The organism is Pseudomonas sp. MWU347 (assembly GCF_017947305.1).
GTDB lineage: Bacteria > Pseudomonadota > Gammaproteobacteria > Pseudomonadales > Pseudomonadaceae > Aquipseudomonas > Aquipseudomonas putida_A.
Genome location: NZ_JAFGZB010000001.1, coordinates 474,999 through 496,858, shown reverse-complemented (window position 1 = coordinate 496,858; position 21,860 = coordinate 474,999). Strand labels below are relative to the sequence as shown.

Here is a 21,860-nt window from a genome sequence, read left to right as displayed (position 1 = left end):
GAACGATCCTGCACAAACTGCGACGGTGCTCACACTTGGCCGTATTGCTGCCCGTGGCGCAACCAACGGTCGAGCAATGGGCTGACGTGAGTCGGCCAGCGTTCCAGCAGCGCTTGCGCAGCATCGCGCACGGCGGGTAGCAGATCGGCGTCGCGCATCAGGTCGGCGACCTTGAATTGCAGCAGGCCGGTCTGACGCGTGCCGAGCATTTCCCCGGGGCCGCGCAGTTCGAGGTCTTTTTCGGCGATGACGAAACCGTCGTTGGTCTCGCGCATAATGCCCAGGCGCTGGCGGCCGATCTGCGACAGCGGCGGATGGTAGAGCAGCACGCAATGGCTGACCGCGCTGCCCCGGCCAACGCGGCCACGCAATTGGTGCAACTGCGCGAGGCCCAGACGCTCAGGGTTTTCGATGATCATCAGGCTGGCGTTGGGCACGTCGACGCCGACTTCGATCACGGTGGTGGCGACCAGCAGTTGCAGGTTGCCGGCCTTGAATTCGGCCATGACCGCTGCTTTCTCGGCAGGCTTCATGCGCCCGTGGATCAGCCCGACTTTCAGCTCGCCGAGTGCGGCGGTGAGGTCTTCGAACGTGGTTTCGGCGGCCTGACAGGTCAGCTCTTCCGACTCTTCGATCAGCGTGCACACCCAGTAGGCCTGACGCCCTTCGGCGCAGGCGCTGCGCACCCGTTCGATGACTTCGACGCGACGGGTGTCGGTGACCAGCACGGTGTTGACCGGGGTGCGACCGGGCGGCAGTTCGTCGAGGATCGAGGTGTCGAGATCGGCGTAGGCGCTCATCGCCAGCGTGCGTGGGATCGGCGTGGCGGTCATGATCAGTTGGTGCGGACACATGCGCCCGCCGACGCCTTTCTGCCGCAGCGCCAGACGCTGCTGCACGCCAAAGCGGTGTTGTTCGTCGATGATCACCAGCGCGAGATTCTTGAATTGCACTTCGTCCTGGAACAGCGCGTGGGTGCCAACCACCATCGGCGTGCCGCTGGCGATCTGCTCCAGCGCGGCGACGCGGTTCTTGCCCTTGAGCTTGCCGGCCAGCCACGCCACGTCGATGCCCAGCGGCTCGAGCCAGCGCTTGAAGGTGATGAAGTGTTGCTCGGCGAGGATCTCGGTCGGCGCCATCAGTGCGACCTGATAACCGGCCTCCAGTGCTTGCAGTGCCGCGAGGGCGGCGACCACGGTTTTGCCCGCGCCGACGTCGCCCTGAATCAGCCGCAGCATCGGTTCGTGCTGGCTGAGGTCGTAGGCGATTTCGTTGCCGACGCGTTGCTGGGCGCCGGTCGGGTTGAAACCGAGGTTGGCCAGGTATTTCGGCGGCAGCTTTTTCGCCTTCGGCATCGCTGGCGCGCGCAGTGAACGCATGCTTTCGCGCAGACGTTGTTGCGACAGTTGATGGGTCAGCAGCTCTTCGAAGGCCAGCCGATGCTGGGCCCAGTGATGACCGAGGGCCAGCTCATCGACATCGGCATCGGCGGGCGGGTTGTGCAGGTAGCGGATCGCGTCGGCCAACGGCGCCAGTTGGTAGTCGCGGGCCAGTTCGGTCGGCAGCCAGTCGGGCAGGGTGTTCGGCTTGAGCAGCGTCAGGGTCTGCATGCACAACTGGCGCAGGCGCTGTTGGGTCAGGCCTTCGGTGAGCGGGTAAACCGGGGTCAGGGTTTCGTCCACCGGCGGCGGTTCGTCACCGGTGATGGCGCGGTATTCCGGGTGGTAGATTTCCAGCCCCGAGGCGCCGGGGCGCACTTCGCCGTAGCAGCGAATCCGTGTGCCGCGCTTGAGGCCTTCTTTCTGCGCGTTGCTGAAATGGTAGAAGCGCAGACTCAGGCCGCCGGTGCCGTCCTGCATGCGCACGACGAGGCTGCGACGCCGGCCCATGACCACGTCGGCACCGCTGACGGTGCCTTCGACCACGGCGTCCTGGCCAGGGCGCAAGTGGCCGATCGGCACCACGCGGGTGCGATCCTGATAACGCAGCGGCAGGTGAAACAGCACGTCCTGGAGATTTTCCAGGCCGACCTTGGCCAGCTTCTCGGCCATGGCTTCGCCGACACCCTTGAGTGCCGTCACCGACACTTGCGACAGCTCGGTCATGACCCTGGCTTAACCGGCCGTGACCGGTGCGGCGGGCTTGGCCACCGAGCACAGGCGAACAGAGTCGGCGAGGATCTCGATGGCTTTCGGCCGTGGGAAGCTCGCGCGCCAGGCAATCGCCACGGTGCGGAATGGCACCGGCGCCGACAGTGGACGCACTTCGATCACGCCCGGGGCGTAGTGGTGGCTGTCCACCGCTGACAGCGGCAGGATCGAGATGCCCAGACCGGACGCGACCATGTGGCGGATGGTTTCCAGCGAGCTGGATTCCACCGTGGTGTGCTTGGCGCCGTCGTTGCCCTTGGTCAGGGTCGGGCAGGCCTCAAGCACTTGGTCGCGGAAGCAGTGGCCTTCGCCGAGCAGCAGCAGGCTCTTGTCGTTGAGCAGGGCAGCGTCGATGGATTCCTTTTGCGTCCACGGGTGCTGGGCCGGCATCAAGACGTAGAACGGCTCGTCGTACAGCGGCAGGGTCAGCACGTCGGCTTCGTTGAACGGCAGGGCGATGATGATCGCGTCGAGCTCGCCATTGCGCAGTTTGTCGCGCAGCACGTGGGTGAAGTTTTCTTCGATGTACAACGGCATCTGCGGGGCGACCCGGTGCAGTTGTGGAATCAGGTGCGGGAACAGGTACGGCCCGACGGTGTAGATCGCGCCGACTTTCAGCGGGGCGGTCAGCTGGTTCTTGCCGGCCTGGGCCAGTTCACGGATGCCTTGCGCCTGTTCCAGGACTTTCTGCGCCTGGGCGACGATGCCTTCGCCGACCGGGGTCAGGCGCACGGCGCTTTTGCTGCGCTCGAAAATCAGCACACCGAGTTCGTCTTCAAGTTTTTTCACGCCCACCGACAGGGTCGGCTGACTGACGTGGCAACGCTCGGCGGCGTGGCCGAAGTGCTGCTCTTGGGCGAGGGTAACGATGTAGCGTAATTCTGTGAGGGTCATAGCAAGCGTCCATGAAGTTGCGGGCCAAGCATAACGGCTGCAATCGATAGACGCACGTTATCAGACTGAGTGAGGAATGCGACACCGGGCAATGTGAGTTTGCCGTTGCCAGATAGGCAAAAGGCACCTTTCGGTGCCTTTTCGATCTCACTGTCGACCCTGTGGGAGCGGGCTTGCTCGCGAATGCGGTGTGTCAGATACATGGATGTCGACTGACACGACGCTTTCGCGAGCAAGCCCGCTCCCACAATGGGTCAGCGGCGTTTATCCAGCGAGTACACAAACGGCGCGACAATTTCGATCGAGCCGTTATTGAGCATGTCGGCCGGTGGCTTGGGCAGCGGTTGCGCGCGGCGGATCATTTCCAGGGTGGCCCGGTCCAGATCGGCGTTGCCCGAGCGGCCTACCAGTTCGAACGACAACACATTGCCTTCAGCGTCGACGACGAAACGCAGACGGTTCAAGCCTTCCTTGCCCCGTGCCTGTGCGCTTTGCGGGTACTTCTTGTACTTGCCCAAGTGCGCGAGCAGGGTGTTTTGCCAGCTGGCCTTGGCGGCCATTTGTGCGGCCGACGGTCCCGGTGCCGGCTGGGCGGATTTCTCCGTCGGGGCCTGGGTCGGCTGCGTCTCCGCCGGTTTTTCCTCGGAAGGTTTTTCCTTCACCGGTTCCGGTTTTTTCTCCACCGGTTTGGGCGGCTGCGGTTTCGGCTTTGGCTTGGGTTTGGGCTTCGGTACGGCAATCTCGGCCTTGGGTGCTTCAGCCAGTTTCGGAATCGGCAACTCTTCGACCGGAGCCGGTGGCTGCGGCGGTGTGACGACTTTCGGCGGAGCAGGCGGTGGCGGGGTCGGAACCGGTGCCAGCTCGACCATCATTGCCTGCGGCGGCAGTTCGATGGGCGGGCGGGCGGTCCAGTTCAGCGCCAGCGCGATGGCCAGCGCGTGAACGCCCAGCACCACGGCCAGGCTACCGCTGTAACGCGTCAGCTTATGGCGCGTCGTGATCATTTCTTGGCTGCGCTCTCAAGGCCCACCAGACCGACCTTCAGGTAACCGGCGGAACGCAATTTATCCATCACGCTCATCAGGTCGCCGTAGTCCACGCCCTTGTCGGCCTGGAAGAAGATGGTGGTGTCTTTCTTGCCCTGGGTCTTGGCGTCGAGCACGGCGCCAAGGGTTTCGGCTTTCACTTCATCGTCGCCGATGTACAGGCGCTGATCAGCTTTTACGCTGAGGAACACCGGTTTCTCCGGGCGCGGCGCCGGTTTGGCGGTCGAGGCCGGCAGGTCGACTTTGATGTCCACCGTAGCCAGCGGCGCGGCCACCATGAAGATGATCAACAGCACCAGCATCACGTCGATGAACGGCGTGACGTTGATTTCGTGGTTCTCGGCCAGATCGTCGTCTGCGCCTTCTTTCAAATGCAGGCCCATGGCCGATTACCCCACTTTCACCATGTGTGGTTGCGAGCTGCTGCGCTCAGGCTGGTGATCGAGGTCACGGCTGACCAGCAACAGGACCTGCGCCGAAGCGTCGGACACCTGCGCCTTGTAGCCGGCGATGGAGCGGGCGAACACGTTGTAGATCACCACCGCAGGAATCGCGGCAACCAGCCCCAGCGCGGTGGCCAGCAGCGCTTCGGCGATGCCCGGCGCCACGACGGCGAGGTTGGTGGTCTGGGTCTTGGCGATGCCGATGAAGCTGTTCATGATGCCCCACACGGTACCGAACAGGCCGACGAACGGCGCGGTGGAACCGATGGTGGCGAGGACGCCGGTGCCGCTGCTCATGTTGCGGCCACAGGCTGCGACCAGACGCTCAAGACGGAAGCTGACGCGCTCCTTGATGCCTTCTTTCTCGCGGCTGTTGACCGACAGGCGCATCTCTTCGAGGGCGTCGTGCACCAGCAGATTGGCGAGGGTGCCTTCCTTTGCCGCAGTGGCGCTGGCTTCCTTGAGGGTCGCGGCTTTTTTCAGGGCAGCGATTTCACCGCGCAGACGACGCTTGGCGCCCATCAGCTCGAAGCCTTTGGCGATCCAGATGGTCCAGGTGATGATGGAAGCGATGGCCAGACCGATCATCACGATTTTCACGATGATGTCGGCGTTCTGGTACATGCCCCATGGCGACAGGTCGTGGGCCATGCCCAAGCTGTTGTCAGGTTCGAGCACTTCAGGCGCGTCTGCTGCGCTGGCGTCTACAGCCTGTACCGGGTCGGTGGCGGCTGGCGCGGCGGTAGCAGGCGCGTGCTGTTCGGTGGCAGCCGGAGCGGCTGGCGCTTGTGCGTCAGCGAAAGCAGCGGTCGGCGCCAGCATCAGGCTGAGCAGCAGGGCCGCCACCGCGCTCCAGGCGCGAGGTCGTGTGGTTGGCGAAGCGGGGTTTTGATTACGTGTCATGCTGGCCGGACCTGAAGTAGAAAACGGTTGATGCTCTTCCAGGCCTCGTGAGGCCGAGAACAAAAGTGGGGTGCATTATTGCAAGTAATTCTTGTTAACAAAAGTAATAGAGTTTCTTTTTTTCCTTCATTGCTAGCCGTTCGTCCTTTGCGAGGGCTAGTCTGTTCCTTTCGTTTGGGAGTTTTTTGATGTCCGCGCCTTCTATTTTGATTGCCGGTTGTGGTGACGTCGGCAGTCGTCTGGCTACGCAATTGTTGGCCGCCGGCTGGGAGGTGCATGGTCTGCGCCGTGATGTTTCGCGTTTGCCGGATGGCGTCATCGGCGTCGCTGGTGACCTGTTCAAGGAAGATTGCCCGGAAAACTGGCCGTTCGGGGCGGTGGATTATCTGGTGTATTGCGCGGCCGCCACCGATCACGATGAAGCCGGTTATCGCGCCGCCTACGTACAGGGTTTGCAGAATGTGCTGAGCTGGCTGAATGACTTTGGCCAGGTGCCTGAGCGACTGCTGTTCGTGTCCAGCAGCAGCGTGTACGGCCAGCAGGAAGGGGAGTGGGTCGACGAGCATTCAGCGACCGTCGCCAGCGGCTATTCCGGGCAGGTGATGCTTGAGGCTGAGCAAGTGGCGCTGAAAAGCGGTATCCCGGCGAGCATCGTGCGCCTGACCGGCATTTACGGCCCCGGACGTGAATGGCTGTTGACCCAGGTGCGTCGCGGTTATCGGGTGGCGGTCGAGCCGCCGCTGTACGGCAATCGTATTCATGCTGATGACGCGGCGGGGCTGATGGCATTTCTGCTGCAGGCGGCTAATCGCGGCGAGCCATTGCAGGATATCTATATTGGCGTGGACGACGCGCCGGCACCGCTGGCCGAGGTGGTCGCCTGGCTGCGCGAGTATCAGGGGGTCACCGATTGGGCGGAAGATGCCAGCGTACGCCGCACCGGCAGCAAGCGCTGCAGCAATGCCCGGGCGAAGGCGCTGGGCTGGACGCCGAAGTATCCGAGTTACCGTGAAGGCTATGCGGCGATTCTTGAAGGTAAGTGCTGACTTCCAGACACCCAAAAACAACTGTAGGAGTGAGCCTGCTCGCGATGTGGCTATAACATTCAACACTTATGTTGGCTGTTAAACCGTCATCGCGAGCAGGCTCACTCCTACAAGGTTATGTGCTGTCTCGGGGAAGCTTACTGCTTCTCAAGCAACCACTTGCGCTCACCCGGGGTGAACTGCGGCATTTCATCCGCCAGTGCGCTGTTCACTGCCTGGAAGATCTCCAGCGCCTTGCCTTTGCGGGCAAAGATCCAGTTGTTGCCTTGGCCGTTGAGTTGCAGCCACATGCTGTCGTGGTCGCTGTTCATCGAGGCGCAGTCGCCTGCCAGGCACAGGGCATAGCGGTCGGCGCCGGGCAGGCCGGAGACCTGGCCATCGGCCTGGAACTGCACGGTGTTGCCTTCGCCGTCGCCGCTGGCGATCTTCCAGCTGCCGCCCAGATAGGCCGAATACAGTGCGCGTTCGAAACTGGCGCCAATCGGTGCGCCTTCCGGCACGGGGATTTGTGCGCGGTCGAACAACTGATCCGGCTCGTTCTCGGTGGCGGCTTGTTTCATCCGTCCGCCGTCGCGCTTCAGCTCACTGCCGGAGCTGCCATAGAAGTCGACTTTCCAGGCGCCGGACTGTTCACCCTGCAGCCGTCCTTCGACGTTCTCGAAACCGTTGGTGTAGCGGGCCTGACCGGCCTTGGTGTTGACGTCCCACTCCAGGTTCGGGCCATAGGCCTGAAGCGCTTCGCGCAGGGGGCCGCCCTTGGCAGCAGCGTCGATCGCCACCTGGTTGATCCAGGTGCCGCTGATGTCACGGTCGGCGGGGTCGCTGGCACAGCCGCCGAGGAAAATGGCGAGCAGCGAGAGAGCAAGCGCTTTGCGCATGGTGGAATCCTTTCAAAACCTTTTCTTTACCGCAGAGCAGTCGGCGCAGCGTTTGAAGGCTGCGCCGTGCGCATTACTCGATGACCAGGATGGCATCCATTTCGACTTGCGAACCCTTCGGCAGGGCAGCAACGCCGATGGCGGCGCGCGCTGGGTACGGCTGGTCGAAGTACTTGCCCATGATCTCGTTGACCTTGGCGAAGTGGCTCAGGTCGGTGAGGAAGATGTTCAGCTTGACGATGTCCTTGAACGAACCGCCAGCGGCTTCAGCCACGGCTTTGAGGTTTTCGAACACCTGGACGGTCTGGGCTTCGAAGCCTTCAACCAGTTCCATGGTCTTTAGGTCCAGAGGAATCTGGCCCGACATGTAGACGGTGTTGCCGGCCTTGATCGCCTGGGAGTAGGTACCGATGGCGGCTGGGGCCTTGTCGCTGGTGATAACGGTCTTGGTCATGTATGACTCCTTGTTAGGTGTGAATTAGGCACGCATGCGGGTGATGCGGATGACCCCGGTCAGGGCGCGCAGTTTCTTGATCACGCGGGCCAGGTGCACACGGTCGTGGACGCTGACCACCAGTTGGACGACGCTGATGCGGCCATCGCGCTCGTCCATGCTGATTTTCTCGATATTGCCGTCGGCCGCGTTGACGCTGCTGGCCAGCAGGGCGATCAGGCCGCGCTGGTGTTCCAGCTCGACGCGCAGCTCGACGTTGAATTCGCCGGTGACATCCTTGGCCCACGAGAGCTGGATGCATTTTTCCGGGTTGTGCCGGATTTCGCTGATGTTGCGGCAGTTGTCCAGGTGCACGACCATGCCTTTGCCCGCCGACAGGTGCCCGACAATCGGGTCGCCCGGGATCGGCGTGCAGCATTTGGCGTAACTGAGCACCAGACCTTCGGTACCGCGAATCGCCAACGGGCCTTCCGGGCTCGGCAGCTGCTCGCCTTCGCCGAGCAGGCGGCGCGCCACGACATAGGCCATGCGGTTGCCCAGACCAATGTCTTCGAGCAAATCTTCGATCAGTTCGAGGCGGTATTCGGTGAGCATCGCCTTGACGCGCTCGGCCGGGATCTTCTCCAGTGAGCTGTCGAAACCGTTGAGCACCTTGTTCAGCAGGCGTTCGCCGAGGCTGATGGACTCGGAGCGACGTTGCAGTTTCAGTGCATGGCGGATATGCGTACGTGCCTTGCCGGTGACCACGAAGTTGAGCCACGCCGGGTTCGGCCGCGCGCCAGGGGCGCTGACGATCTCGACCGTGGAGCCGCTTTGCAGCGGTTCGGACAGCGGTGCGAGTCGGCGGTTGATCCGGCAGGCGATGCAGCTGTTGCCGACGTCGGTGTGCACCGCGTAGGCAAAGTCGACCGCCGTGGAGCCTTTGGGCAGCTCCATGATCCGGCCTTTGGGCGTGAACACGTAGACCTCGTCCGGGAACAGGTCGATCTTCACGCTCTCGATGAATTCCAGCGAGTTGCCGGCACGTTGCTGCATTTCCAGCACACCTTTGACCCACTGGCGGGCGCGGGCGTGAGTGCCTTTCGGCTGCTCGTCACCGCTGGATTTATACAGCCAGTGAGCGGCAATGCCGTTGTTGGCCATTTCTTCCATTTCGCGGGTGCGGATCTGGATCTCGATCGGTACGCCGTGCATGCCAAACAGCGTGGTGTGCAGCGACTGATAGCCGTTGGCCTTGGGAATCGCGATGTAATCCTTGAAGCGTCCCGGCAACGGTTTGTACAAATTATGCACAGCACCCAGCACGCGGTAGCAGGTATCGACCTTGTCGACGATGATCCGGAACGCGTAGACGTCCATGATCTCGTTGAAGGCCCGACGCTTGCCGCGCATTTTCTTGTAGATGCCGTAAAGGTGTTTCTGGCGACCGCTGACTTCGCCCTGGATGCCGTCGATCGCGAGGCAGTGGCCGAGGGACTCTTCGATCTTGTTGACGATTTCCTTGCGGTTGCCCCGGGCGCGCTTGACCGCCTGGTAGATCCGCGCGGAACGCATCGGGTGCATCGCCTTGAAGCCGAGGTCTTCGAATTCGATACGAATCGCGTGCATGCCCAGCCGGTTGGCGATGGGCGCGTAGATTTCGAGGGTTTCCTTGGCGATCCGGCGACGTTTTTCCCCGGACAGCACTTCCAGCGTGCGCATGTTGTGCAGGCGGTCGGCGAGCTTGACCAGGATCACGCGAATGTCGCGTGCCATGGCCATGGCCATTTTCTGGAAGTTTTCAGCCTGGGCTTCGGCCTTGGTCTCGAAGTTCATCTGGGTCAGTTTGCTGACCCCGTCGACCAGTTCGGCCACGGTTTCACCGAACTGCGCTTGCAGCGCTTCCTTGGCGATACCGGTGTCTTCGATCACGTCATGCAGCATCGCGGCCATCAGGCTCTGATGGTCCATGTGCATGTCGGCAAGAATATTTGCCACGGCAAGGGGATGCGTGACGTACGCCTCGCCACTGCGGCGGCGTTGGCCGTCATGGGCTTGTTCGGCGTAGAAATACGCTCGGCGGACCAGGTTGACCTGGTCATTGCCGAGGTAGGTCGATAAGCGATCGGCGAGGGCGTCTATGCTCGGCATGATGACTCCTGCCGTAGGCTGTGTTCCCGCGCCGTGCTACGTCGACCAGGCATAGGCTTAGACGGCCTCGTTGGACTCGTCCTCGAACGCAGCGAAGACCGGGTCTTCGTGGACGATTTCCTGCTCGGCGATGAACTCGTAGCTCATCAGGCCTTCTGCGATTTCACGCAGGGCGACAACGGTCGGCTTGTCGTTTTCCCACTGGACCAGTGGCTCTTTGCCGCCGGTGGCCAGTTGACGGGCACGCTTGGTAGAGAGCATGACCAGCTCAAAGCGGTTTTCCACGTGTTCTAGGCAGTCTTCAACGGTTACGCGGGCCATGGTATTCCTCGGAGCGAATGCAATATGCGCGCTGCCCGGTTGGGCGAGCGGACTGAGCAGTTTAAAAAATCACCAGCGATTAGGGAAGCGCTGATTTTTTGACCAGACCCTTCAACGCGCTGCAAGCACCAATGTAAAGCGCTTGCAGCGGTTTTGGGAAGTGCTGATTAACCGAGCAGTTCGGCCAGTAATTTGCCGAAACGTACCTGCTGGCGTTTCTGTTGCAGCTGATTGGCGCGGAAAATCGCCTTAAGATCGTCCAGTGCATGGGCGAAATCGTCGTTGATGATCAGATAGTCGTACTCGACATAGTGGCTCATCTCGCTGACGGCTTCGCGCATCCGCCCGTCAATGATCTCGTCACTGTCCTGGCCACGGTTGGTCAGGCGCTGGTGCAATGCTTGCAACGACGGCGGCAGGATGAAGATCGAGCGTGCTTGCGGCATCAGCTTGCGCACTTGTTCGGCGCCTTGCCAGTCGATTTCCAGAATCAGGTCGTGACCTTCGTCCAGCGTCTGCTGCAGGCGGCTTTGCGAGGTGCCATAGAAGTTGCCGAAGACTTCGGCGCGTTCGAGGAAATCGCCGTGCTCGCCCATCTTCACGAACTCTTCGCGAGTCACGAAGTGATAGTTCACGCCGTCCACTTCACCCGGACGCATGGCGCGGGTGGTGTGGGAGATCGAGACGCGGATCTCCGGATTGGCATCGGTCAAAGCCTTGACCAGGCTGCTCTTGCCTGCGCCCGATGGCGCGGAAATGATGTACAGGGTGCCGGTGCTGTGGGTCATGTCTGTTGCCTTACTCAATATTCTGCACTTGTTCGCGCATCTGCTCGATCAACACCTTGAGGTTGACGGCGGCCTGGGTGCTGCGCGGATCGAAGGCCTTGGAGCCCAGTGTGTTGGCTTCGCGGTTGAGCTCCTGCATCAGGAAATCCAGGCGCCGACCGGCGGCACCGCCGGACTTGAGCACCCGGCGCACTTCGATGATGTGGGTGCTCAAGCGATCCAGTTCTTCGGCCACATCGCTTTTTTGCGCGAGCATGACCATTTCCTGTTCCAGGCGCTGCGGATCCAGTTCGGCCTTCATGTCGGTGAAGCGGTCGAGGACTTTCTGACGCTGGGTCGCGAGCATCTGCGGCACCAGTTCACGCAAGGTCACGACGTCCTCTTCAATGGAAGTCAGGCGCTCGTTGATCAGGCGTGCCAGCTCCGCGCCTTCGCGCTCGCGGCCGGCCTTGAGTTCCTTGAGACCTTGATTGAACAGCGCCAGCGCCTCGGCGTTCAGCGCCTGTGGATCAGTGGCGTCGGCCACCAGTACGCCGGGCCAGGCCAGCACTTCCAGCGGGTTGAGTGCTGCCGGGTTCTTGATCAGGCCGGCAACGGTTTCGGCGGCGGCGACCAGTTGCGCGGCGCGCTCGCGGTCGACCTGCAACGGCTTGCCGGTGCTTTCTTCGGTGAAGCGCAGGGTGCATTCCAGTTTGCCCCGCGACAGGCCCTGACGCAGGGCTTCACGCACCGCGCCCTCGAGGTCGCGGAACGACTCCGGCAAGCGCAGGTGCGGTTCCAGATAGCGGCTGTTGACCGAGCGCAGCTCCCAGCTCAGGGTGCCCTGGACGCCGGCTTTCTCGACGCGGGCGAAGGCGGTCATGCTGTGCACCATGGCGGTGACCTCGCAATGCAGATCGGCGCAGAAGGGATGTTCCGCAGGCTCGATATCAATGAATTTAAGCCGACTGGCAGCAAAGGCGCAGGATTGTAGCGCAGTGCGGCGGATGCGCCCAAACACACGGTGTGACAAAGGGCTGCAGGCCGTCGGTTATGCGCGTTTCAGGCCTCTGGGTCGACGGTCGGAATTTTTAACCCGTGCCCAGGCGCGGTGCAGCGCTCTATAATGCTCGGCAGTTTTCCGTCCCCAGTACAGGTATTCCCTATGAAACGTCCAAGTGGTCGCGCTGCCGATCAGCTTCGCTCGATCCGCATTACCCGCAACTACACCAAACACGCCGAGGGATCCGTACTGGTCGAATTCGGTGATACCAAGGTCATCTGCACCGTCAGCGTCGAAAACGGCGTGCCGCGCTTCCTCAAAGGGCAAGGCCAGGGCTGGTTGACCGCCGAGTACGGCATGCTGCCGCGCGCCACTGGCGAGCGTAACCAGCGTGAAGCCAGCCGTGGCAAGCAGGGCGGCCGCACCCTGGAAATCCAGCGCCTGATCGGCCGTTCGCTACGCGCTGCGCTGGACATGTCCAAGCTGGGCGACGTGACCCTGTACGTCGACTGCGACGTGATCCAGGCTGACGGCGGCACCCGCACCGCCTCTATCACCGGCGCCATGGTGGCACTGGTCGATGCACTGAAAGTGATCAAGAAGCGCGGCGGCCTGAAAGGCGGCGACCCGCTCAAGCAAATGATCGGCGCGGTATCGGTCGGCATGTATCAGGGCGAGCCGGTGCTGGATCTGGACTATCTTGAAGATTCCGCCGCCGAGACCGACCTCAACGTGGTGATGACCAGCACCGGTGGCTTCATCGAAGTCCAGGGTACCGCCGAAGGCGCGCCGTTCCAGCCTGAAGATCTGAACGCCATGCTGGAACTGGCGAAGAAAGGCATGAACGAAATCTTCGAACTGCAAAAGGCTGCACTGGCCGACTGAGCAGGTTCGCAACCCGCAAGGAGGACGTGATGAGTGATGAGCAAGAGTTGCTGCCCAAGCCGAGCCAGGAGGTTCGCCAATGGGCGATGTTTTGTCACTTGTCCGCCTTGCTGGGGATCTGGATTCCGTTCGGCAACCTGATCGGGCCGCTGATCCTGTGGCAAATGAAGCGCGAGACCGATCCATTCATCGACGCACAGGGCAAGGAAGCGCTGAACTTTCAAATCACCGTGGCGATTGCTGCCGCGATCTGTCTGCTGCTGATGGTGTTGATCATCGGCTTCTTCTTGCTGGGCCTGCTGGCCATCGGCGCGTTGGTGCTGACGATCATTGCCGGGGTGAAGGCGAACGAAGGCTTTCCCTACCGTTATCCATTCACTTGGCGACTGATCAAATAACGATCAATGCAAAGCCTCCGTGACTCGTAAAGTTTTAATGTAAATGCCCTGACTTGTCAGGGCATTTGTGTTTTTGCAACTCGAATAATTACTCTTTCGTGTAGGAGCAGTTCTATCTGCGACAAGCGGTAGTGGATATTTTTATATATCTAACGCCTACACTTTTAGTCACAACTGCAATGCTTTAACGCGATCTCAGTCCTTGGCAACAGGACTTGTCGATTGTTAAGGTTGCTCCGCGCAACATTGCTTCAGAAATATCTCGATATATTCAAGCCATCAAAGGCCCTTGAATTCCACATCAATCAGTGTTGAGACAATCAGCCGATTCAATAGGCGTGCGCGGGTAAAAGTGCGCCTGATGAATAAATAGCCAAGAATATCCCCAATGATCCAGCTCGATTTTTATGGAACGCTCGTGGCCGCCTCTCTGGTGCTATTACTGGGGCGCGGACTTATTGCACGAGTCGGATTTCTGCGTAATTACAATATTCCTGAACCCGTCGCCGGTGGACTGGTGGTTGCGCTGGGTTTATTGATATTGCGAACTTTTGATATAGAAATCAGATTCGATACTTCACTGCAGACGCCGTTGATGTTGGCGTTCTTTGCCACAATCGGTTTGAGCGCAGACTTTGCCAACCTGAAAAAGGGTGGTCGCGTAGTCGGCATATTTCTACTGGCGGTTACCGGGCTTCTGGTGGTTCAGAACGCTTTGGGCATTGGCCTTGCCAAAACGTTGGGTCTTGATCCGTTGATGGGGCTCCTGACGGGTTCGATCACGCTTGCGGGCGGTCACGGTACGGGGGCGGCGTGGGGCACGGTATTCAGTGAAAAGTACGGCCTTGCTTCGGCCTCCGAGCTTGCAATCGCCTCGGCAACCTTCGGCTTGGTCCTGGGCGGTTTGATAGGTGGGCCTGTGGCCCGCCTGCTCATCAAACGCGTTGAGGTGCCCGGTTGCCAGTTTCAAGAAACGCCACGGATGCCAAAGGGTTTTGAGCAGCCGAACAAAGAGCGCTCGATTACGCCCTTTTCGTTTATCGAGACACTTGCATTGATCGCGGTCAGTTTATTGGCTGGCAATCTTCTGAATGGCTTTCTGCACGGAACCGCATTCGAGTTGCCAACGTTTGTCTGCGTTTTGTTTGTGGGGGTGATGCTGCGTAACGGGCTATCGGCGCTGGGCCTGTATCAGGTATTCGAGCGTGAAGTGTCGGTGCTGGGCAATGTCAGCCTGTCGCTGTTTCTGGCAATTGCCTTGATGTCTCTCAAACTCTGGGATCTGGCAGCGTTGGCACTGCCGATATTCATCATCCTGGCTGCGCAAACGTTGGTCATGGCGCTGTTTGCGATTTTTGTGACATTCAGAGTGATGGGCAGTAACTACGACGCGGCGGTCCTGGCGGCGGGGCATTGCGGTTTTGGCCTGGGCGCAACGCCAACCGCCATTGCCAACATGCAGGCGGTGACGCAGCGTTTCGGGCCTTCGCAGATTGCGTTTCTGGTGGTGCCGATGGTCGGTGCATTCTTCATCGACATCATCAACGTGATCGTCATCAAGCTTTACCTGGCCTTGCCGTTTTTTGTCGCCGTCTGAGGTCAGGACGGCTTCAGGCGCGGCATAAAAAATGCCCGTATCTCGCGATACGGGCATTTTTTTAACGACGGATCGACGCTTAGATGGTCAGCGTCCAGTCGTAGTCGACGATCAGCGGCGCGTGCTGCGAGAACCGTGGCTGACGTGGCAGGCGCGCGCTGCGTACGAAACGGCGCAAGCCTGGGGTCAGCAGCTGGTAGTCGAAGCGCCAGCCCAGATTCAGCATCTCGGCCTGTTCGTTGTCCGGCCACCAGCTGTACTGGTCACCTTCGCGGCTGACTTCGCGCAGGGCATCGACATAGCCCATGTTGCCGACAATCTCGTCCATCCAGGCGCGTTCTGGCGCCAGGAAGCCCGGGGATTGCTGGCTGTCGCGCCAGTTCTTGATGTCGAGCTTCTGCTGCGCAACGTACAGCGAGCCACAATAAATGTACTCGCGACGTTTACGCCGCTGCTTGTCCAGGTACTTGCCGAAGTCGTCCATGAGCTTGAACTTCTGGTTCAAGTCCTCATCGCCGTTCATCCCCGAAGGGAGCAGCAAGGTGGCAATACTGACTTTGTCGAAATCTGCTTGCAGGTAGCGCCCGTAGCGGTCGGCCGTCTCGAAACCGAGACCGCTGATGACAGCCTTCGGTTGCAACCGCGAATACAAAGCCACGCCACCTTGGGCAGGGACTTCAGCATCGCAGGCATAAAGGAAGTAGCCATCCAGTTGGAAGGCTGGGTCATCCAGTTCAAAGGCGGAGGCACGGGTGTCCTGCAGGCAGATGACGTCGGCATTCTGTGCTTGCAGCCAACTGAGCAAACCACGCTCGACTGCAGCCTGAATACCATTGACGTTCACACTGATGATCCGCATAAATGGCCCCAAAAATCGCGTGCGTGTATGATACACGGCGTCAAGCTAATTAGCTAAATCCGTGGTATTTGGGGTTTTTTTCATGCAAGCGTATCAGCGCGATTTCATTCGTTTTGCCATCGATCGCGGCGTTTTGCGCTTCGGTGAGTTCACCCTGAAGTCCGGGCGCACCAGTCCTTACTTCTTCAATGCCGGCCTGTTCAACTCGGGTTCGGCCCTGGCGCAGCTGGGGCGTTTCTACGCGGCAGCCATCGCCGAAAGCGGCATTCCTTTCGACGTATTGTTTGGCCCGGCCTACAAAGGCATCCCGCTGGCAGCCACCACCGCTGTCGCGCTGGCCGAGCATCACGACCGCGACCTGCCATGGTGCTTCAACCGCAAGGAAGCCAAGGCCCACGGCGAAGGCGGCAGCCTGGTCGGCGCGCCGTTGACCGGTGACGTGCTGATCATCGACGACGTGATCACTGCCGGCACCGCGATCCGCGAAGTGATGCAGATCATCGCGTCCCAGGACGGCGCCAAGGCGGCGGGCGTGCTGATCGCCCTGAACCGTCAGGAGCGTGGCAACGGTGAATTGTCGGCGATCCAGGAAGTCGAGCGTGACTTCGGTATTCCGGTGATCAGCATCGTTTCGCTGAACCAGGTGCTGGAATTCCTCGCCGACGACCCGCAGCTCAAGCAGCATTTGCCAGCCGTGGAAGCGTATCGCGCCCAGTTCGGCGTCTGAACTGTGGAATGAGCTTTTGTGGCGAGGGAGCTTGCTCCCGCTGGGCTGCGTAGCAGACCCGAAAAGCTTGTGAGCGCTGCGCACTCAAGCGGGAGCAAGCTCCCTCGCCACAATAGATGGAAGGCCGCAGGCAAAAAAAGACCCCGCTCAGTCAGGCTGAGCGGGGTCTTTTTGTTTCCGCGACGGCTTACGGACGCTTGCGATTGCTGATCAGCGTGCCCACACCAGTGTCGGTGAAGATTTCCAGCAGGATCGCGTTCGGTACGCGACCGTCGATGATCAGCGAGCTGCCAACGCCACCCTGAACCGCTTCCAGTGCGCAACGGATCTTCGGCAGCATGCCGCCGTAGATGGTGCCGTCGGCGATCAGATCGTCGACCTGCTGGGTGCTCAGGCCGGTCAACACGGTGCCGGACTTGTCCATCAGGCCGGCGATGTTGGTCAGCAGCATCAGCTTCTCGGCTTTCAGCGCTTCGGCGACTTTACCGGCCACCAGGTCGGCGTTGATGTTGTACGACTCGCCGTTCTCACCGACGCCGATCGGCGCGATCACCGGGATGAAGTTGCCTTTGACCAGCAGGTTCAGCAACTCGGTGTTGATCCCGACCACTTCGCCCACCTGACCGATGTCGATGATTTCCGGCTGGGTCATCTCCGGGGTCTGGCGGGTGACGGTCAGTTTCTTCGCACGAATCAGCCCGGCGTCTTTACCGGTCAGGCCGATGGCACTGCCGCCGTGACGGTTGATCAGGTTGACGATGCTTTTGTTGACCTGACCGCCGAGGACCATTTCCACCACGTCCATGGTCGCGGCGTCGGTGACGCGCATGCCATCGACGAAGTGGCTTTCGATCGACAGGCGCTTGAGCAGATCACCGATCTGCGGGCCGCCGCCGTGAACCACCACCGGGTTGATGCCCACGGCTTTCATCAAGACGATGTCGCGGGCGAAGCCGGTTTTCAGCTCCTCGCTTTCCATCGCGTTGCCGCCGTATTTGATCACCAGGGTCTTGCCGACATAACGTCGGATGTAAGGCAACGCTTCGGACAGGACCTGGGCGGTGTGGGCGGCGGCTTCGCGTTCGAGGGTCATTCAGGGCTCCGGGTGAATCAGAACGGTAGTTGGAGATCAGGTGCAACGCGTTTCAGTTGGGCGTGGAACACAGCCTTGATACGCGCAAGTTCTGCCTCGTCATCGGCCTCGAAACGCAGCACCAGCACCGGTGTGGTGTTGGAGGCGCGCACCAGGCCCCAGCCTTTGGCGTAATCGACTCGCACGCCGTCGATGGTGGTCAGGTCGGCGCCTGCGCCCCACTGTGCGTCGTGCAGTGCATCAATGATGCTGAATTTGCTCTCTTCGGTCACATGGATATTGATTTCCGGCGTAGAAATATCGTTCGGGAAGGTCGCAAACAGCTCTTCGGCGGTGGATTTTTCCTTGCTGAGGATCTCCAGCAGCCGTGCGGCGCTGTAGATGCCGTCGTCGAAACCGAACCAGCGCTCCTTGAAGAAGATGTGGCCGCTCATCTCACCGGCCAATAGAGCACCGGATTGTTTCATTTTCTTTTTGATCAACGAGTGACCGGTCTTCCACATTAGCGGGCGACCGCCGTATTCCTTGATTAGCGGCACCAGACGGCGGGTGCATTTGACGTCGAAGATGATTTCCGCGTCCGGGTTGCGCGCCACCACGTCGCGGGCGAACAGCATCAGCAGGCGATCCGGGTAGACGATGCTGCCAGTATTGGTCACCACGCCGACGCGGTCGCCGTCACCGTCGAAGGCCAGACCGAGGTCGGCATTGGTTTCCTTGACCTTGGCGATCAGGTCGACGAGGTTCTCGGGCTTGCCCGGGTCCGGGTGGTGGTTGGGGAAGTTGCCGTCGACTTCGCAGAACAGCGGGATGACTTCGCAGTTCAGCGCTTCGATCAGTTGCGGGGCAATCACGCCGGCCGCGCCGTTACCGCAGTCGACCACGACTTTCATGCGGCGGGCCAGTTTGACGTCCTTGACGATTTCGGTGGTGTAGCGGTCAAGGATTTCGACCTGGGTCACGCTGCCCTGACCGCTGGTCAGGTCATTGGTCTTGATGCGCTCGTGCAGCACCTGGATCTGCTCGTTGGCCAGGGTGTCGCCGGCGATCACGATCTTGAAGCCGTTGTAGTTCGACGGGTTGTGGCTGCCGGTGAGCATTACCCCCGACTTGCCAGCCAGCACGTTGGCCGCGTAATACAGCGCCGGTGTCGGCACCAGGCCGACGTCGCTGACGTGGCAGCCGCTCTCGGCGATACCGCGGATCAGTTCTGCAACCAGCTCCGGGCCGGACAGGCGACCGTCGCGACCGACGGAAACATTCGGTTCACCTTGGGCCAGGCTCTGTGAGCCGATGGCGCGGCCGATCCAGTAAGCGGTTTCGGCATTGAGGAATTCCGGCACGGTGCCGCGAATGTCATAGGCGCGGAAGATGCTGTCGGGAAGCTTCGGGGCGATCTTGGCGGGGGTGCTCATCTGCACAAATGCTCCATCTCGAAAGTGGCGGGACACACCGACGATTCACTCGGCGGCAGGCTCAAACTGAAGGGTATGACGGCGTTTTCCGCAGAGAGTTCGTGGTGTGAAAGGGCCATGACGCCTCGTCTGGCGTGGCCTGCGGCCGGCAAAACCTTGATTTTCGGTGTTAAAGCCTGCTGCCGAAAAAGCACAAATTTTGTGGTGAGGGGATTTATCCCCGATGGCTGCGCAGCAGATCCAAAAGCCTTGGGGCCGCTTCGCAGCCCATCGGGGATAAATCCCCTCGCCACAATAATATTTCAGGGTTATTTCGTGCCGGTATGGCCAAAACCGCCCGCGCCGCGTTCGGTTTCGACGAACTCTTCAACCATTTCGAAGTGCGCCTGCACCACGGGTACCAGCACCAGCTGCGCCAGACGTTCGCCGACGGTCATGGTGAAGTCGGATTGGCCACGGTTCCAGCAGGACACCATCAACGGGCCCTGGTAATCGGAGTCGATCAGGCCAACGAGGTTACCGAGCACGATGCCGTGCTTATGGCCCATGCCCGAGCGCGGCAGGATCAGTGCGGCGAGGTTCGGGTCGCCGATGTACACCGACAGACCGGTTGGGATCAGCACGGTTTCACCCGGCTTGATCACGATGTCCTGTTCCAGCATGGCGCGCAGGTCGAGGCCGGCGGAGCCTGGGGTGGCGTATTGCGGCAGCGGGAATTCGGTACCGATGCGTGGGTCGAGGATCTTGGCTTGCAAAGCGTGCATGTAAATTAAACCTGGTTCAGACGTTCGGCGATAAAAGTGACCAGTTGGCGAGCGATCTTGCTCTTGCTGGTCTGGGCGAAAACAGTGGCATGAAGCTCACGGTCGATCACGCTGCAGGCGTTTTCTTCGCTGTTGAATCCGATGCTCGGGTTGGCGACGTCGTTGGCGACGATCAAATCGAGATTCTTGTCTTTCAGCTTGCGTGCAGCGTAGTCGAGCAGGTGTTCGGTCTCGGCGGCGAAGCCGACACTGAACGGACGGTCGGGACGGGTCGCGATGGTGGCCAGGATGTCCGGGTTACGCACCATTTGCAGGACGAAGCCGTCGCCGCTTGTAGGGTCTTTCTTGAGTTTTTGCGGGGCAACGACTTCCGGACGGTAGTCCGCCACCGCTGCCGAGGCGATGAACACATCACACGGGATGGCCGACTCGCACGCTGCGAGCATGTCGCGGGCACTGACCACGTCGATACGCGTGACGCGATCCGGCGTCGGCAGGTGTACCGGGCCGCTGATCAGGGTCACGCGGGCGCCGGCTTCCACCGCGGCTTCGGCCAGAGCGAAGCCCATTTTCCCGGAGCTGTGGTTGGTGATGTAGCGCACCGGGTCGATGTTTTCCTGGGTCGGGCCGGCGGTGATCACCACGTGCTTGCCGGTCAGCGCCTGACGCTGGAAGCAGTCCGCCGCGCACTGCGCCAGATCGGTGGCTTCCATCATCCGGCCCATGCCGACGTCGCCGCAGGCCTGGCTGCCAGAGGCCGGGCCGAAAGTCTTCAGGCCACGGCTTTCAAGGAGTTGCAGGTTGGCCTGGGTTGCCGGATCGCGCCACATCGCCTGATTCATTGCTGGCGCGACGGCCACCACGGCGTCGGTAGCAAGAACCAAAGTGGTCAGCAAATCATTGGCGATGCCTTGGGCCAAACGGGCGATCAGGTCGGCGGTGGCCGGGGCGATCAACACCAGATCGGCCCATTTGGCCAGTTCGATGTGGCCCATCGCCGCTTCGGCGGCCGGGTCGAGCAAGTCGAGGTGAACCGGGTGCCCGGACAGGGCCTGCATGGTCAGCGGGGTGATGAACTCGGCGCCGCCATGGGTCATGACCACACGCACTTCGGCGCCCTGGTCGATCAGGCGACGAACCAGATCGGCGCTCTTGTAGGCCGCAATGCCGCCGCCGACGCCCAGAACGATGCGTTTCCGATACAGCCGCTGCATAGGTCTGCCTTTACATTTCGTGGGTGACATACGTGGCGAAACCCCCTCCCCAGGGTGAATTCGCCCGCAAAAAAGATGGGCTACGATATCACAGCGACCGCTACGGAACAGCGGTGCCCACAGACAAGGAAGGTGTATGAGTATTCGCGATTGGCCTGCGGCGGAGCGGCCGCGGGAGAAGCTGCTTGAACAGGGCTCGGGAAGTCTTTCGGACGCCGAGTTGCTGGCGATTTTTCTTCGAACCGGGGTCACGGGAAAAAGCGCGGTGGATCTGGCGCGACACCTGTTGACGCAATTCGGCAGCCTGCGCGCGTTGCTGGAGGCCGATCTTGCGGCGTTCAGCGGACAGTTGGGATTGGGGCCTGCGAAATTCGCGCAGTTGCAGGCGGTGCTGGAAATGGGGCGGCGACATCTGGCCGAGCGCATGCGTAAAAAACCGGCGCTGGAGAATCCGCAGGCAGTTCGGGACTATCTGAAATCCATGCTGCGCCACGAGCCACACGAGGTGTTTGGCTGCCTGTTTCTCGATTCCAAGCATCAGGTGTTGACGTTCGAGGCGCTGTTTCGCGGCTCGATCGACAACACCAGCGTGCATCCCCGGGAAGTGGTGAAACGCTCATTGGCCAACAACGCGGCGGCGGTGATTCTCTGCCACAACCACCCGTCGGGGAACAGCGATCCGAGCCAGGCGGATCGACAACTGACCAAGCGCTTGCAGAAGGCTCTGGACCTGATTGATGTACGGGTGCTGGATCACTTCATCATTGGCGACGGCGAGCCGCTGTCGATGGCGGAATGTGGCTGGATGTAGCTTTCAACAACAAACACCAACCCCTGTGGGAGCGGGCTTGCTCGCGAAGGCGATGTGTCAGT

At 60.9% G+C, this 21,860-nt stretch carries 21 protein-coding genes and 1 pseudogene; 6 read left to right on the top strand and 16 right to left on the bottom strand.

Annotated features, from left to right (window positions below; all coding sequences use genetic code 11):
• Nucleotides 1-29: 29 nt before the first annotated feature.
• The 5 genes from recG to exbB form a co-directional block, all read right to left on the bottom strand.
• The gene (gene recG / locus KCG87_RS02255; protein ID WP_027610400.1) at nucleotides 30-2,105 is read right to left on the bottom strand and encodes an ATP-dependent DNA helicase RecG; all 2,076 of its coding nucleotides are present in this window, start codon (nucleotides 2,103-2,105) and stop codon (nucleotides 30-32) included.
• Nucleotides 2,106-2,114: 9 nt separating this feature from the next.
• Complete coding sequence (locus tag KCG87_RS02250) at nucleotides 2,115-3,044, bottom strand: hydrogen peroxide-inducible genes activator (RefSeq protein ID WP_027610401.1); 930 nt, start codon at nucleotides 3,042-3,044, stop codon at nucleotides 2,115-2,117.
• A gap of 254 nt (nucleotides 3,045-3,298) precedes the next feature.
• Nucleotides 3,299-4,048: an energy transducer TonB gene (locus KCG87_RS02245; protein ID WP_210556313.1), complete on the bottom strand. Its 750-nt coding sequence runs from the start codon at nucleotides 4,046-4,048 to the stop codon at nucleotides 3,299-3,301.
• Nucleotides 4,045-4,473 carry a TonB system transport protein ExbD gene (gene exbD / locus KCG87_RS02240; RefSeq protein WP_047297280.1) on the bottom strand — a complete coding sequence of 143 codons (429 nt, stop codon included), beginning with the start codon at nucleotides 4,471-4,473 and terminating at the stop codon, nucleotides 4,045-4,047. The genes KCG87_RS02245 and exbD overlap by 4 nt, the downstream gene beginning before the upstream one ends.
• 6 nt (nucleotides 4,474-4,479) lie before the next feature.
• Nucleotides 4,480-5,436, bottom strand: a complete 957-nt coding sequence (gene exbB, locus KCG87_RS02235) for a tonB-system energizer ExbB (RefSeq protein ID WP_210556315.1) — start codon at nucleotides 5,434-5,436, stop codon at nucleotides 4,480-4,482.
• A 188-nt stretch (nucleotides 5,437-5,624) separates the two neighbouring features.
• On the opposite strand from exbB, the gene KCG87_RS02230 reads away from it, so the two are divergent.
• Nucleotides 5,625-6,482 carry an SDR family oxidoreductase gene (locus KCG87_RS02230; RefSeq protein WP_210556317.1) on the top strand — a complete coding sequence of 286 codons (858 nt, stop codon included), beginning with the start codon at nucleotides 5,625-5,627 and terminating at the stop codon, nucleotides 6,480-6,482.
• 137 nt (nucleotides 6,483-6,619) lie between these two features.
• On the opposite strand, the gene KCG87_RS02225 is transcribed toward KCG87_RS02230, so the two are convergent.
• The 6 genes from KCG87_RS02225 to KCG87_RS02200 all read right to left on the bottom strand — a co-directional run bounded on the left by KCG87_RS02225 (nucleotide 6,620) and on the right by KCG87_RS02200 (nucleotide 11,927).
• Nucleotides 6,620-7,360, bottom strand: coding sequence for a hypothetical protein (locus KCG87_RS02225; protein ID WP_007962358.1), 741 nt, complete (start codon nucleotides 7,358-7,360; stop codon nucleotides 6,620-6,622).
• Between the two features lie 73 nt (nucleotides 7,361-7,433).
• The gene (locus KCG87_RS02220; protein ID WP_210556319.1) at nucleotides 7,434-7,814 is read right to left on the bottom strand and encodes a RidA family protein; all 381 of its coding nucleotides are present in this window, start codon (nucleotides 7,812-7,814) and stop codon (nucleotides 7,434-7,436) included.
• Nucleotides 7,815-7,838: 24 nt separating this feature from the next.
• A complete protein-coding gene (gene spoT / locus KCG87_RS02215; protein ID WP_007920338.1) occupies nucleotides 7,839-9,944 on the bottom strand; it encodes a bifunctional GTP diphosphokinase/guanosine-3',5'-bis pyrophosphate 3'-pyrophosphohydrolase in 2,106 nt (701 codons plus the stop codon).
• A 57-nt stretch (nucleotides 9,945-10,001) separates the two neighbouring features.
• Entirely contained in the window at nucleotides 10,002-10,265 is a 264-nt protein-coding gene (gene rpoZ / locus KCG87_RS02210; protein ID WP_003229503.1) for a DNA-directed RNA polymerase subunit omega, read from the bottom strand.
• Between the two features lie 167 nt (nucleotides 10,266-10,432).
• Entirely contained in the window at nucleotides 10,433-11,053 is a 621-nt protein-coding gene (gmk, locus tag KCG87_RS02205; protein WP_003229498.1) for a guanylate kinase, read from the bottom strand.
• Nucleotides 11,054-11,063: 10 nt separating this feature from the next.
• Nucleotides 11,064-11,927, bottom strand: coding sequence for a YicC/YloC family endoribonuclease (locus KCG87_RS02200; protein ID WP_102356281.1), 864 nt, complete (start codon nucleotides 11,925-11,927; stop codon nucleotides 11,064-11,066).
• Between the two features lie 270 nt (nucleotides 11,928-12,197).
• On the opposite strand from KCG87_RS02200, the gene rph reads away from it, so the two are divergent.
• The 3 genes from rph (at nucleotide 12,198) to gltS (ending at nucleotide 14,915) form a co-directional block, all read left to right on the top strand.
• The gene (gene rph, locus KCG87_RS02195; RefSeq protein ID WP_027610407.1) at nucleotides 12,198-12,920 is read left to right on the top strand and encodes a ribonuclease PH; all 723 of its coding nucleotides are present in this window, start codon (nucleotides 12,198-12,200) and stop codon (nucleotides 12,918-12,920) included.
• 29 nt (nucleotides 12,921-12,949) lie between these two features.
• Nucleotides 12,950-13,318, top strand: a complete 369-nt coding sequence (locus tag KCG87_RS02190) for a DUF4870 domain-containing protein (RefSeq protein WP_003229492.1) — start codon at nucleotides 12,950-12,952, stop codon at nucleotides 13,316-13,318.
• Nucleotides 13,319-13,706: 388 nt separating this feature from the next.
• Nucleotides 13,707-14,915 (top strand): sodium/glutamate symporter, encoded by a 1,209-nt coding sequence (gene gltS, locus KCG87_RS02185; protein WP_096796084.1) that lies wholly within the window; start codon nucleotides 13,707-13,709, stop codon nucleotides 14,913-14,915.
• Between the two features lie 79 nt (nucleotides 14,916-14,994).
• On the opposite strand, the gene KCG87_RS02180 is transcribed toward gltS, so the two are convergent.
• A complete protein-coding gene (locus tag KCG87_RS02180; protein ID WP_003229491.1) occupies nucleotides 14,995-15,774 on the bottom strand; it encodes an exodeoxyribonuclease III in 780 nt (259 codons plus the stop codon).
• Between the two features lie 82 nt (nucleotides 15,775-15,856).
• Here KCG87_RS02180 and pyrE point away from each other — a divergent pair, with 82 nt between their 5' ends.
• Complete coding sequence (gene pyrE / locus KCG87_RS02175; protein WP_008078597.1) at nucleotides 15,857-16,501, top strand: orotate phosphoribosyltransferase; 645 nt, start codon at nucleotides 15,857-15,859, stop codon at nucleotides 16,499-16,501.
• Between the two features lie 187 nt (nucleotides 16,502-16,688).
• Here pyrE and argB read toward each other — a convergent pair whose 3' ends face one another.
• The 4 genes and pseudogenes from argB to coaBC form a co-directional block, all read right to left on the bottom strand.
• The gene (argB, locus tag KCG87_RS02170; protein ID WP_003229488.1) at nucleotides 16,689-17,594 is read right to left on the bottom strand and encodes an acetylglutamate kinase; all 906 of its coding nucleotides are present in this window, start codon (nucleotides 17,592-17,594) and stop codon (nucleotides 16,689-16,691) included.
• 17 nt (nucleotides 17,595-17,611) lie between these two features.
• Nucleotides 17,612-19,009, bottom strand: a pseudogene (locus KCG87_RS02165) (phosphomannomutase/phosphoglucomutase); the annotation flags it as partial.
• Between the two features lie 308 nt (nucleotides 19,010-19,317).
• A complete protein-coding gene (dut, locus tag KCG87_RS02160) occupies nucleotides 19,318-19,773 on the bottom strand; it encodes a dUTP diphosphatase (protein WP_003229483.1) in 456 nt (151 codons plus the stop codon).
• 5 nt (nucleotides 19,774-19,778) lie between these two features.
• Complete coding sequence (coaBC, locus tag KCG87_RS02155) at nucleotides 19,779-20,987, bottom strand: bifunctional phosphopantothenoylcysteine decarboxylase/phosphopantothenate--cysteine ligase CoaBC (protein ID WP_003229480.1); 1,209 nt, start codon at nucleotides 20,985-20,987, stop codon at nucleotides 19,779-19,781.
• 136 nt (nucleotides 20,988-21,123) lie between these two features.
• Here coaBC and radC point away from each other — a divergent pair, with 136 nt between their 5' ends.
• On the top strand, nucleotides 21,124-21,798 hold the full coding sequence (radC, locus tag KCG87_RS02150; protein WP_098966267.1) for a DNA repair protein RadC: 675 nt from the start codon (nucleotides 21,124-21,126) through the stop codon (nucleotides 21,796-21,798).
• The last annotated feature ends 62 nt before the right edge of the window (nucleotides 21,799-21,860 follow it).